Origin of the sequence: Serratia sp. JSRIV002 (assembly GCF_019968725.1) — a bacterium.
GTDB classification, from domain to species: domain Bacteria; phylum Pseudomonadota; class Gammaproteobacteria; order Enterobacterales; family Enterobacteriaceae; genus Chania; species Chania fonticola_B.
Map to the genome: position 1 here is coordinate 3,235,029 of NZ_CP074143.1, position 12,516 is coordinate 3,247,544.

13 protein-coding genes and 1 other annotated feature are annotated in these 12,516 nt (G+C 55.7%); of the genes, 9 read left to right on the forward strand and 4 right to left on the reverse strand.

The window, feature by feature from the left end:
- Nucleotides 1-158 precede the first annotated feature (158 nt).
- Together KGP26_RS15165 and cobO are read left to right on the forward strand one after the other, a co-directional pair.
- Complete coding sequence (locus tag KGP26_RS15165; RefSeq protein ID WP_021806576.1) at nucleotides 159-920, forward strand: YciK family oxidoreductase; 762 nt, start codon at nucleotides 159-161, stop codon at nucleotides 918-920.
- A gap of 13 nt (nucleotides 921-933) precedes the next feature.
- Nucleotides 934-1,524, forward strand: coding sequence for a cob(I)yrinic acid a,c-diamide adenosyltransferase (gene cobO / locus KGP26_RS15170; RefSeq protein ID WP_021806577.1), 591 nt, complete (start codon nucleotides 934-936; stop codon nucleotides 1,522-1,524).
- Between the two features lie 47 nt (nucleotides 1,525-1,571).
- Here the strand turns inward: cobO and rluB are convergent, their stop codons facing one another.
- The 3 genes from rluB to KGP26_RS15185 form a co-directional block, all read right to left on the reverse strand.
- Nucleotides 1,572-2,480 (reverse strand): 23S rRNA pseudouridine(2605) synthase RluB, encoded by a 909-nt coding sequence (rluB, locus tag KGP26_RS15175; protein ID WP_021806578.1) that lies wholly within the window; start codon nucleotides 2,478-2,480, stop codon nucleotides 1,572-1,574.
- Between the two features lie 153 nt (nucleotides 2,481-2,633).
- On the reverse strand, nucleotides 2,634-3,254 hold the full coding sequence (locus tag KGP26_RS15180; RefSeq protein WP_021181255.1) for an L-threonylcarbamoyladenylate synthase: 621 nt from the start codon (nucleotides 3,252-3,254) through the stop codon (nucleotides 2,634-2,636).
- Between the two features lie 48 nt (nucleotides 3,255-3,302).
- Nucleotides 3,303-4,190: a PHP domain-containing protein gene (locus tag KGP26_RS15185; RefSeq protein ID WP_021806579.1), complete on the reverse strand. Its 888-nt coding sequence runs from the start codon at nucleotides 4,188-4,190 to the stop codon at nucleotides 3,303-3,305.
- 240 nt (nucleotides 4,191-4,430) lie between these two features.
- Nucleotides 4,431-4,535: a sequence feature (Trp leader region), on the forward strand.
- 28 nt (nucleotides 4,536-4,563) lie between these two features.
- Between KGP26_RS15185 and KGP26_RS15190 the strand changes: the two genes are divergently transcribed.
- The 7 genes from KGP26_RS15190 to KGP26_RS15220 all read left to right on the forward strand — a co-directional run bounded on the left by KGP26_RS15190 (nucleotide 4,564) and on the right by KGP26_RS15220 (nucleotide 11,658).
- Nucleotides 4,564-6,123 carry an anthranilate synthase component 1 gene (locus KGP26_RS15190; protein ID WP_209522863.1) on the forward strand — a complete coding sequence of 520 codons (1,560 nt, stop codon included), beginning with the start codon at nucleotides 4,564-4,566 and terminating at the stop codon, nucleotides 6,121-6,123.
- Complete coding sequence (locus KGP26_RS15195) at nucleotides 6,123-6,704, forward strand: gamma-glutamyl-gamma-aminobutyrate hydrolase family protein (protein WP_059200955.1); 582 nt, start codon at nucleotides 6,123-6,125, stop codon at nucleotides 6,702-6,704. The genes KGP26_RS15190 and KGP26_RS15195 overlap by 1 nt, the downstream gene beginning before the upstream one ends.
- Before the next feature lie 16 nt (nucleotides 6,705-6,720).
- A complete protein-coding gene (trpD, locus tag KGP26_RS15200; RefSeq protein WP_021181251.1) occupies nucleotides 6,721-7,719 on the forward strand; it encodes an anthranilate phosphoribosyltransferase in 999 nt (332 codons plus the stop codon).
- A 3-nt stretch (nucleotides 7,720-7,722) separates the two neighbouring features.
- Nucleotides 7,723-9,084 carry a bifunctional indole-3-glycerol-phosphate synthase TrpC/phosphoribosylanthranilate isomerase TrpF gene (gene trpCF / locus KGP26_RS15205; RefSeq protein ID WP_172413911.1) on the forward strand — a complete coding sequence of 454 codons (1,362 nt, stop codon included), beginning with the start codon at nucleotides 7,723-7,725 and terminating at the stop codon, nucleotides 9,082-9,084.
- Between the two features lie 38 nt (nucleotides 9,085-9,122).
- On the forward strand, nucleotides 9,123-10,313 hold the full coding sequence (trpB, locus tag KGP26_RS15210) for a tryptophan synthase subunit beta (protein ID WP_021806583.1): 1,191 nt from the start codon (nucleotides 9,123-9,125) through the stop codon (nucleotides 10,311-10,313).
- Nucleotides 10,313-11,119: a tryptophan synthase subunit alpha gene (gene trpA, locus KGP26_RS15215; RefSeq protein WP_059200957.1), complete on the forward strand. Its 807-nt coding sequence runs from the start codon at nucleotides 10,313-10,315 to the stop codon at nucleotides 11,117-11,119. Before trpB ends, trpA begins: the two co-directional genes overlap by 1 nt.
- Nucleotides 11,120-11,343: 224 nt before the next feature.
- The gene (locus KGP26_RS15220; protein ID WP_021806585.1) at nucleotides 11,344-11,658 is read left to right on the forward strand and encodes a BON domain-containing protein; all 315 of its coding nucleotides are present in this window, start codon (nucleotides 11,344-11,346) and stop codon (nucleotides 11,656-11,658) included.
- A 42-nt stretch (nucleotides 11,659-11,700) separates the two neighbouring features.
- Here KGP26_RS15220 and ompW read toward each other — a convergent pair whose 3' ends face one another.
- Nucleotides 11,701-12,342, reverse strand: a complete 642-nt coding sequence (gene ompW / locus KGP26_RS15225; protein ID WP_021806586.1) for an outer membrane protein OmpW — start codon at nucleotides 12,340-12,342, stop codon at nucleotides 11,701-11,703.
- Between the last annotated feature and the right edge of the window lie 174 nt (nucleotides 12,343-12,516).

The window sequence follows — 12,516 nt, forward strand, 5'->3', positions numbered from 1 at the left end:
TTTCAGGCATATAACAGACATTATTCATTAAATTACTGACAAAAATTCGCAGCGGATCGCCATTGTGGTTGAGCAACCCTGCTCCTGCCAGCGATCCGCAATCCACCCAAGCTCCCAGCCATAGCGCGGGAGCCGCCAAACAGGCGCGAGGAATTATTGTGCATTACCAACCTAAGCAGGATCTGCTCGAACAACGCATTATTCTGGTCACCGGGGCGGGCGACGGCATTGGCCGTGAAGCGGCGCTGACTTACGCTCGTTACGGCGCACAGCTAGTGCTGCTTGGCCGCACGGAAAGCAAACTGCAGGGCGTCCAGGCCGAAATTGCCGCCATCTCCAGCGCCCCGACGCATATCGTAACGCTGGATTTGTTACACACCACGCCAGAGCAGTGCCAAACCCTGGCGGAAGACTTGGCCACCAAGGTGCCACGTCTGGACGGCGTATTGCAAAACGCTGGTCTGTTGGGCGACATCGCCCCAATGGCCGAGCTTTCGATGACCATGTGGAACGAAGTGATGCAGGTCAACGTGAATGCCACCTTCATGCTTACCCAGGCGCTGCTGCCGTTGCTGCTGAAATCCAATGCGGGATCGTTGGTGTTCACCAGCTCCAGCGTCGGCCGCACCGGCCGTGCTGGCTGGGGGGCCTATGCCGTTTCCAAGTTTGCTACCGAAGGGATGATGCAGGTATTGGCCGATGAGTATAAAAACCGAAACTTGCGGGTAAATTGCATCAATCCTGGCGGAACTCGCACCAAAATGCGCGCATCTGCATTCCCACAGGAAGATAAAAACAAGCTGAAAACACCGGCCGATATCATGCCGCTCTATCTGTATTTGATGGGCGATGACAGCCGCCGTAAAACCGGCATGAGCTTCGATGCTCAACCCAACCGTAAACCCGGCGCTGCCGAATAAGGAAGCATTTAACATGGCTGAAGATCGTCACCAACAACGCCAGCAACGGCTGAAAGAACAGGTGGATGCCCGCATTGCCGCCGCGCAGGAAACCCGCGGTCTGTTGCTGGTCTTTACCGGCAATGGCAAAGGCAAGACCACCGCTGCATTTGGCACCGTCACTCGTGCCGTCGGCCACGGGATGAAGGCCGGAGTGATCCAGTTTATCAAAGGCCAGTGGCCCAACGGCGAGAAAAACCTGCTGCAACAGCACGGCGTGGAATTTCAGGTCATGGCAACCGGCTTTACCTGGGAAACCCAGGATCGGGAAAGCGATACCGCCGCCTGCCAGGCCGTCTGGCAACACGGTAAGCGGATGCTGGCCGACAGCAGCCTGGATCTAGTGCTGATGGACGAGTTGACCTATATGGTCACCTACGGCTATTTAGAGCTGTCAGAGGTGCTGGAAGCCCTTGAGCAGCGTCCTGCACACCAGACGGTGATTATCACCGGGCGTGGCTGTCATCGCGATTTGCTGGAGCTGGCGGATACCGTGACGGAGATGCGGCCGGTGAAGCACGCGTTTGAAGCGGGGATCAAGGCTCAGCAGGGTATTGACTGGTAACTGAATAACCCGTGGCCAAGCCAGAAGGCAAGGCCACGGTGATAAATTTAGCTACGCTTGGAAGGCTTGGCCGGTTTACCCGGTTTGCTGCTGCCTGGTGCACCACGACGGCTGCCGGGAGCGACCTGGCTGTGACGTTTTACCGCACGGCGGATCTGGTTGGCCTTCACACGGCGACGATCGCGTTCTACCGGCAGTTTGCTGACGGTTTCCGGCTGCAGTTCCACCAGCTCACGCAGATAGTTGATCGCCTTCAGATCCAGCTCGGTATAGCCGCCACGAGGCAGGCCTTTTGGCAGATCGATATCGCCGTAACGCACGCGGATCAAGCGGCTTACCTGCACGCCAACGGCTTCCCACAGGCGACGCACCTCACGGTTACGGCCTTCGGTCAGCGTGACGTTGTACCACTGGTTGATCCCTTCGCCACCCTGGAAGGTGATGGTGCGGAATGCCGCCGGGCCATCTTCCAGTTGGACACCTTTGCTCAGTTGCTTGAGCTTTTCGTCGTCGATCTGGCCGAACACGCGCACGGCGTATTCGCGTTCAACTTCGCGGCTTGGGTGCATCAGGCGGTTAGCCAGTTCACCGTCAGTGGTAAACAGCAGCAAGCCTGAGGTATTCACGTCCAAACGCCCTACCGCTACCCAGCGAGAACCACGCAGTTTTGGTAGGCGATCGAAGACCGTTGGGCGACCTTCTGGATCGCTACGGGTACAGAGTTCACCTTCCGGCTTGTAATAAGCCAGCACGCGGCAAACCGCTTCTTCGGATTCTTTGATCGAGACAACATGACCGTCCAGGCGAATTTTCATCCCGGCGACCACTTCAACGCGGTCGCCCAGTTTGGCGATCTTGCCGTCGACGCTGATGCGACCTGCCTCAATCATGGTTTCTATTTCACGACGCGAGCCATGGCCAGCATTCGCTAATACTTTCTGTAACTTTTCGCTCATTGAGCAACCTCTAATGTCGCCTTCACAGGCGTCGGGGGGACTTTGCCGCCACTCTCAGCAAGGAGAGACGGCCGCAAAGATTAGCACTTGGTCAAAACCAACCGCTTATTATACAGGCTTTATCCCTCCTTGGCACTGACTTCGTCCGGCAGTTTAGCGGAAAGGCGCTGGATCGCCCGCACCTTCACGGATCACTTCTGGGGAGGATTCTGTCAGGTCGATAACCGTGGTTGGCTGCTGGCCCAGGAAACCGCCGTGGATCACCAGATCCACCTGCTTGCCAAGGTGTTCGCTGATCTCTTCCGGATCGGATTCGGCAAAGTCATTGCCTGGCAGCATTAGCGTGGTCGACATCATTGGCTCATTGAGCACTTCCAGCAATGCCAGAGCGATCGGGTTGGATGGCACGCGCAAACCGATGGTTTTACGCTTGTCATTCATCAGGCGACGAGGCACTTCTTTGGTCGCTTTCAGGATGAAGGTGTAATTGCCAGGCGTATTGTTCTTGATCAGGCGAAACGACGAATTGTCCACATAGGCATAGGTCGACAGCTCGGACAAATCGCGGCACATCAGCGTGAAGTTGTGGTTACCGTCCAACTGGCGAATGCGGCAGATACGCTCCAACGCCGTCTTCTCTTCAAGTTTGCAGCCCAGCGCGTAGCCAGAGTCTGTTGGATAGACGATCACGCCACCCTTGCGCAGCACCTCTACGGCCTGATTGACCAGGCGCGGCTGCGGGTTGTCCGGGTGAATATAAAATAGCTGGCTCATCTCTAACTCCTGAAAATGATGCACGCGCAAAACAACGCCCGCGTTAAATCAATCGACTAAGTTCTGTTGGGGCTGTGGCCAATCACGCCAAACCGGTTCAACACCGCCGGGTAACCACAGTTTGCGCCCCAACTCAATCCACGAACAGGGCTGATGGAAATCCGAACCCTGAGACGCCAATAATTGGTAGTCCTGCGCATATTTAGCCAACACCGTACGCTCATGGGGGGCTTGTTGACACTGCGCCACCTCCATCGCATCACCGCCGTGTTCGGCAAAATAGGCCAACAGACGTTTCAGCCATTTTGCCGTCAGATCGTAACGGCCCGGATGCGCCATCACCGCTTGGCCACCGGATTGATGAATGACATCAATGGCTTGTTCTATTGTACACCACTGTGGCGGAACATAGCCGATTTTCCCTTTGGCGAGATACTTCTTGAACACCTGCGCCATGTTACCAGCTATGCCCTGCTGCACCAGAAAACGGGCAAAATGCCCTCTGGTAACCGCCCCATCCCCCGCCAGCAGTTGCGCTCCGGCATAGGCATCGGGAATGCGCGCTTTTGCTAACCGAACGCCGATTTCTTGCGCCCGCAGATTACGGCGCTCGGTCTGTTCGACCAGCAGCTGTAACAGCGCCGGATGGGTGATATCGAGCCCCAGCCCAACAATGTGGATCTCATGGTTTTCCCACAGCGTAGAAATCTCCACGCCGTTAACCAACTGCAAGGGCAAGGCAAGATCGGCTATCGCGGCCGCGGCCTCTGCCAATCCGTTGGTGGTGTCGTGATCGGTAATAGCCAGCACGCCAACGCGCATCTCAACGGCTCGCTGCACCAGTTGAGTCGGCGTTAAGTAACCGTCCGAAGCGGTGGTGTGGCTGTGGAGATCGTACAGGGTAAAAGCGGAGGATTGTGGGCTGCTGTCTGTCAAAAGGGATATCCTGCGATGGCTTGGCTTTCTATCATACCCGTTATGGTTGGCCGGACGGAAATCTATTCTGCCGATGGCGCTCCCGCCAGATTAACGATTCCACGCTGGCCGCTAACATATTGTGCAAAAAGAGAGTTGACATTGCCCCTTCGTTCCAGTTAACTAGTACACAAGTTCACGGCAATAACCGTGTTGGATGAAAATACAGAGAGCAACATGATGACTAAGCACACTTCTCTTCTTCGCTGGTGGCGTACTTCCCAATCAAGGGTCGAGTAATCACGCATACCTGTCATCTGACACTGCAGATTCCCTAGGCCCGCTCATTACAGCGGGCTTTTTTATGGACAAGATTTGACTGGAACTACCGAAGATGAACATCAAACCACAGCTCAAACTCCTCACGGCACAGGCCGGTTACCGCAGCGATCCGACGGCGATTTTTCATCAGCTGTGCGGCGCGCGCCCTGCCACCCTGTTGCTGGACTCGGCGGAAATCAACAGCAAGCAAAACCTGAAAAGCCTGCTGATTGTCGACAGTGCCCTGCGCATTACCGCCTTGGGCCGTAAGGTCAGCCTTCAGGCGTTGACCGCTAACGGTGCAGCCCTGCTGCCACTGTTGGATGAAACCTTGCCTGCCGACGTTCAAATCCAGGCTCGGCCTAATGGCCGTGAGCTAACCTTCCCAGCAATTGATACGGTACAAGACGAAGATGCACGCCTGCGTTCACTGTCGGTGTTTGATGCATTGCGCACGATGCTGACGCTGGTCGACGCCCCAGCCGATGAGCGTGAAGCTATGCTGCTCGGTGGCCTGTTTGCCTATGACCTGGTGGCCGGGTTTGAAGACCTGCCAGAGCTGCGCCAAGACCAACGCTGCCCGGACTTCTGTTTCTACCTGGCGGAAACGCTGCTGGTGCTGGATCACCAGCGCGGTGTGGCCCGTTTGCAAGCCAGCGTATTTACCGGTGACCACGCTGAAACTCTGCGTTTGCAGCAGCGTCTCCAACAGCTTCAGGTGCAATTGCAACAAACTCCGATCGCCATTCCTCATCAAAAACTGGAAGACATGCAGCTAAGCTGCAATCAGAGCGATGAAGAGTACGGCGCGGTGGTCAGCCAGTTGCAGCAGGCGATCCGTCACGGTGAGATTTTCCAGGTAGTGCCTTCTCGTCGCTTCTCCCTGCCTTGCCCTAACCCGCTGGCGGCTTACCAGACGCTGAAGGAAAACAATCCAAGCCCTTACATGTTCTTTATGCAGGACGACGAGTTCACGCTGTTCGGTGCCTCACCGGAAAGCGCGCTGAAATATGAAGCTACCAGCCGCCAAATCGAAATTTACCCGATCGCCGGTACTCGTCCTCGCGGACGCCGCGCCGACGGTTCGCTGGATCTGGATCTCGACAGCCGTATCGAACTGGAAATGCGTACCGACCATAAAGAGCTGGCGGAACACCTGATGCTGGTCGATCTGGCCCGCAACGATCTGGCCCGTATTTGTGAGGCTGGCAGCCGCTACGTTGCCGACCTGACCAAAGTAGACCGTTACTCATTCGTGATGCACCTGGTTTCCCGCGTGGTCGGCAAGCTGCGTGGCGATCTCGACGTGCTGCATGCCTATCAGGCCTGTATGAATATGGGCACGCTGAGCGGCGCCCCGAAAGTACGCGCCATGCAGCTGATTGCCGCCTCTGAAGGCACCCGTCGTGGCAGCTACGGCGGTGCCGTGGGCTACTTTACCGCTCACGGCGATCTCGATACCTGTATTGTCATTCGTTCCGCGTATGTTGAGGACGGTATTGCCACCGTGCAGGCCGGTGCCGGTGTGGTGCTGGACTCCGTTCCGCAGGCAGAAGCCGATGAAACCCGTAACAAGGCACGTGCCGTGCTGCGTGCCATCGCCAGCGCGCACCAGGCCAAGGAGATTTTCTAATGGCCGATATCTTACTGCTCGACAACGTCGACTCCTTTACTTACAACCTGGTCGATCAACTGCGTGCCAGCGGTCATCAGGTAGTCATTTACCGTAACCAGATTGCCGCCGAGATCATCATCGCGCGCCTGCAACAGATGGAGCAGCCTATTTTAATGCTGTCCCCAGGCCCTGGTACTCCAGCCGACGCTGGTTGTATGCCAGAGCTGTTGCAACGCCTGCGCGGCCAGATGCCAATCATCGGGATCTGTCTCGGCCATCAGGCGATTGTGGAAGCCTATGGCGGCCACGTTGGCCAGGCCGGTGAGATTTTGCACGGCAAGGCTTCTTCCATTACTCACGATAACCAGGGGATGTTTGCCGGTATGGCCAACCCGCTGCCGGTCGCCCGCTATCATTCGCTGGTCGGCAGCAATATCCCTGAAGGGCTGACCGTCAATGCTCGCTTCGGCGACATGGTGATGTCAGTGCGTCACGATGAACACCGCGTATGTGGTTTCCAATTCCATCCAGAATCCATTCTGACCACCCAAGGCGCGCGTTTGCTTGAGCAGACGTTGGCCTGGGCGTTGGCGAAATAATCAAGGGGAACCGACTATGCAACCTATTCTTGAAAAACTGTATCGCTCGGAGTCGATGAGCCAGGAAGAAAGCCAGCAGTTATTCAGCGCTATCGTGCGTGGTGAGCTGGAACCTAGCCAACTGGCGGCGGCATTGATCAGCATGAAGATCCGCGGTGAGCACCCAGAAGAAATCGCCGGAGCTGCCAAGGCGCTCTTGGCCGATGCTCTACCGTTCCCACGCCCGGACTATGCCTTCGCGGATATCGTCGGCACCGGCGGTGACGGCACCAACAGCATCAATATCTCCACGGCCAGCGCTTTTGTCGCCGCAGCCTGTGGGGTCAAGGTGGCCAAGCACGGCAACCGCAGCGTCTCCAGCCGTTCCGGTTCATCCGATCTGTTGGCCGCCTTCGGGATCCGTCTGGATCTGCCTGCGGAAGAATCCCGCAAGGCTTTGGATGAACTGGGCGTATGTTTCCTGTTTGCGCCGCAGTATCACACCGGTTTTCGCCATGCGATGCCGGTACGCCAACAGTTGAAGACCCGCACGGTGTTCAACGTACTCGGGCCGTTGATTAACCCGGCTCGTCCACCGTTGGCGTTGATTGGGGTCTACAGCCCGGAGCTGGTGCTGCCAATCGCCCAAACCCTGCGCGTATTGGGTTATCAGCGCGCCGCCGTCGTGCACGGTGGCGGTATGGATGAAGTGGCGATCCACACCACCACTCACGTCGCCGAGCTGAATGACGGCGAAATTGAAAGTTATCAGCTGACACCTAAATCTTTTGGGTTGGACAGCTACCCGCTGGGCTCCCTGCTGGGAGGGTCGCCGGAAGAAAACCGTGACATTCTGGCAAGGTTGTTACAAGGTAAAGGTGAGCCAGCGCACGCCGCGGCGGTCGCCGCCAACGTCGCACTGTTGCTGAAACTATTCGGACAGGAAGACCTGCGCCAGAACGCGCAGCAGGCATTGGAAATGATCCACAGTGGGCAGGCTTACCAGCGTGTCACTGCTTTGGCAGCAAGAGGATAAATGATGCAGGAAACCGTGCTCAACAAGATTGTTCGTGACAAGGCGCAGTGGGTCGCGGCACGTAAGCAACAACAGCCATTAGCCAGCTTTCAAAACGAAATCGTGCCAAGCGAGCGTAGCTTTTATCATGCGCTACAAGGCGCCAGAACGGCATTTATTCTCGAATGCAAAAAAGCCTCTCCTTCCAAGGGGCTGATCCGCGAGAATTTTGACCCGATGGAAATCGCCTCGGTGTATAAGGACTTCGCCTCGGCGATCTCGGTGCTGACCGATGAGCAATACTTCCAGGGCAGCTTCGATTTTCTGCCGCTGGTGAGTAAAACCGTGACCCAGCCGGTGCTGTGTAAGGACTTTATGATCGACCCTTACCAAATCTATCTGGCACGTCACTACCAGGCCGACGCCATTCTGTTGATGCTGTCAGTGCTCGATGACGAACAGTATCGCCAACTTGCTGCGGTGGCACACAGCCTGAATATGGGCGTGCTGACCGAGGTGATAAGCGAAGAAGAATTACAGCGTGCGGTACAGCTGGAAGCCAAAGTGATTGGCATCAACAACCGCGATCTGCGCGATCTGTCTATCGATCTGGATCGCACCCGCACCCTGGCTCCAAAAGTGCCACATGGCGTGACGGTGATCAGCGAGTCCGGCATCAACAACTATCGCCAGATCCGTGAACTCAGCCGCTATGCCAACGGTTTTCTGATCGGTAGCGCATTGATGTCGGAGGCCAACCTGCGCAGCGCGGTACGCCGCGTGATCCTCGGTGACAACAAAGTCTGTGGCCTGACCCGGCCGCAAGATGCCGCCGCCGCTTATCAGGCAGGTGCCAACTACGGCGGTCTGATCTTCGTTGGCCGTTCCCCACGTAACGTGGACATTGCCCGCGCCAGGGAAGTGATCGCCGGAGCGCCGTTGAAATACGTGGGTGTTTTCTGTGATGCGCCCATCGCTACGGTAGCGCAAACTGCTGAGCGCCTTGGTCTGTATGCGGTGCAACTGCACGGAGCGGAAGACCAAGCTTATATTAACGCCCTGCGCGCCGAGCTGCCTGCCACCTGTCAGATCTGGAAAGCCTTGAGCGTAAAAGACAGCCTGCCTGCTCGGGATCTGCAACAGGTCGATCGTTACCTGCTGGATAACGGCGCTGGCGGTACCGGAGTTCGCTTTGACTGGTCGGTGTTGCAGGGCCAAACGCTGGACAACGTGATGCTGGCTGGCGGCCTGAGTGCAGACAACTGCCTAGATGCGGCCCAACTGGGCTGTGCGGGCCTCGATTTCAACTCTGGCGTAGAGAGCCAACCCGGCATCAAAGATGCCGAGCGTCTCGCGGCGGTGTTCCAGACCCTGCGCGCCTACTGATTGCGAACCTCATTTAACGGATAATAACGGGAAAAATAATGACGCTGCTTAACCCTTACTTCGGCGAATTTGGCGGTCAGTACGTGCCGCAAATTTTGATGCCAGCCCTGAAACAACTGGAAGAAGCCTTCGTCAGCGCCCAGCGTGACCCTGAGTTCCAGGCAGAGTTTATCGATCTGCTAAAAAACTATGCGGGCCGCCCAACGGCACTGACGCTGTGCAAAAACCTGACTGCCGGTAGCAAAACCAAACTCTACCTAAAGCGTGAAGATCTGCTGCACGGCGGTGCCCATAAGACCAACCAGGTATTGGGCCAGGCGCTGCTTGCCAAACGCATGGGCAAAACCGAGATCATCGCGGAAACCGGCGCTGGCCAACACGGTGTGGCCTCTGCGCTGGCGTGCGCCCTGCTCGGTCTGAAATGCCGTATCTACATGGGTGCCAAGGACATTGAACGCCAGTCACCTAACGTATTCCGTATGCGCCTGATGGGGGCTGAAGTGATCCCGGTGCACAGCGGTTCTTCCACGCTGAAAGATGCCTGTAACGAAGCGCTGCGCGACTGGTCTGGCTCTTACGATAAGGCCCACTACATGCTGGGCACTGCCGCAGGCCCACACCCGTTCCCGACCATAGTGCGTGAATTCCAACGCATGATCGGTGAAGAAACCAAAGCTCAGGTGCTGGAGCGTGAAGGCCGTCTGCCGGATGCCGTATTGGCCTGCGTTGGCGGTGGTTCCAACGCCATCGGCATGTTTGCCGACTTTATCGATGATGACAGCGTTGGCCTGATCGGCGTTGAACCCGCTGGCCTGGGGATCGAAACCGGCCAGCATGGTGCGCCGCTGAAACATGGCAAGGTGGGGATTTACTTCGGGATGAAATCGCCGATGATGCAAACCTCTGAAGGCCAGATCGAGGAGTCTTACTCGATTTCCGCCGGTTTGGACTTCCCTTCCGTTGGCCCGCAACACGCCTATCTGAACAGCATCGGCCGCGCAGAATACGTGTCGATCACCGATGATGAAGCGCTGGAGGCTTTCAAAGCGCTTTCCCGCCACGAAGGAATTATCCCGGCGTTGGAGTCTTCCCATGCCCTCGCACACGCGCTGAAAATGATCCGTGAAGAGCCGCAGAAAGAACAGATCCTGGTGGTTAACCTGTCCGGCCGCGGCGACAAAGACATATTTACCGTTCACGACATTCTGAAAGCACGGGGAGAAATCTGATGGAACGTTATCAGCAACTGTTCAAACGGTTGGAAAATAATAAAGAAGGCGCCTTCGTGCCGTTTGTCACCCTCGGCGACCCAAACCCGACGCTATCGTTACAGATTATCGATACGCTGGTGGAGAACGGTGCAGATGCCTTGGAGTTGGGGATCCCCTTCTCGGATCCGTTGGCCGATGGCCCAACCATTCAAAGTGCAGCACTGCGTGCTTTCGCTTCTGGCGTTACGCCAACGCACTGTTTTGAAATGCTGACGGCAATCCGCCAGAAGCACCCTGATATTCCGATTGGCCTGCTGATGTACGCCAACCTGGTGTTCCACGGCGGCATTGACGCATTTTATCAGCGCTGTGCGCAGGCCGGTGTAGATTCGGTGTTGATCGCGGACGTACCTTTCGAGGAGTCCGCACCTTTCCGCGCGGCAGCAACTCGCCACGGCATCGCGCCAATCTATATCTGCCCACCAAATGCGGATGAGGATTTACTGCGTGAAATCTCGTCCCACGGCCGGGGTTACACTTACCTGCTGTCACGCGCAGGAGTAACCGGGACGGAAAGCCGGGCGCAGTTACCGCTGCACCACCTGGTCAATAAGCTGCGCGAGTATCATGCGGCACCGCCGCTGCAAGGCTTTGGCATCTCTGAACCCTCACAGGTCAAGGATGCGTTGCAAGCCGGGGCCGCCGGGGCAATCTCCGGTTCGGCAATTGTTAAGATCATCGAACAGAATCAGGCACAACCGGCAGAAATGCTGGCCAAGCTGGGCAAGTTTGTACGTGAAATGAAAGCCGCTACCCGCGTTTAATCTCCCGCTCTCAATCACCGGATACTACGAAAGTATCCGGTGATAACACATTGTTTAGCCTCATTCTTGCCAAAGATATTTTTGCAAACAATTTGAACAAACCAGCAACCTGCCCCACAATCATATTTGCCGCTAAATATTCAGTGGCTCAGTGCATACGATTTCGTTAGCTGATTGAAATCAGCGTTTAATTTCAACAATAACATTTGCAAGGAGAGTCATTTATGAAGCTATTTAAAACCCTTTCGGCGCTGTGCATGGCAGCTATTTTGGCGATGGCAGTTTCTGCCTGTGCTCCAACGGCAAAATCAGAAGGGACTGGCGGCTATATTGACGATACGGTCATCACTACCAAGGTGAAGTCAGCACTGCTGGCGGATAAAACCATCAAATCCACCGAGATTAGCGTCGAGACCTTTAAAGGCAAGGTTCAGTTAAGCGGTTTCGTCAGCTCTAGCGCCGATGCCAATCGCGCCGTTCAGGTGACTCGCGGCGTGGCAGGGGTTAAATCTGTCGAAAATGATATGCGCATTAAATAACTGAAGAGGGAGGCGCTGAACAGCGCCTCCTTTACTGCTGGCTTAGAAGCGGTAGCCTGCACCAAACATAAAGACAAATGGGTCCAGACGAGTGTCAATACTCTGATGTTGATCGCCAGCGTCGAAGCGTACCTTGGTTTCGATATTCATCCACCAAAGCGACATGTTCAACATCCAGTGCTCATCCAGGTTGTAATCCAGACCCGCCTGCCCGGCTACGCCCCAGGAATTTTTCAGATCCAGGTTGCTTAAACCCGCATCCTTGCCGTTGTCGTTGAATTTCTCGTCGAAGAACATGGTGTAGTTCACACCGATGCCCAGGTATGGACGCAGCTTGTCTTGCTTGTCGCCAAAGTAGTACTGCGCCATCAGCGTTGGTGGCAGTTGACGAACGGTTGCAATATCCCCGTTGACCGCTGGGCCACCCAGAGAAACTTTATGGCGGAACGGCGTTGCAGCCAGTAACTCGACGCCGATATTGTCCGTCACCATATAGCCAAAAGTCAGACCCAATTGGGTGTTGTTATTGGCGTTGAACGATCCTTGGCCTAAAACGTTGTCCGAACCTGCATTAGGACGAACTGTTGCAGTCCCTGCACGGAACAGGAAATCACCCGCTTGATGCGCGCTTGCTACCATAGGAGCCATCAGAGCCCCTAACACCACCAGAGTTGTCTTTTTCATTATCCATTCCATTTGTGTGGTTTACAGTCCCGATGAATATACCTATTAACAGGTATTTATGATCCCATCGAGATCACATCTTAAGTGTAAAAATTTAAAATCCCACCAAAAACAAAGCCACCTAAGGTGTTAATAAATCGATAATTGATCTGAATCAATAAACGCCTTTTGTTG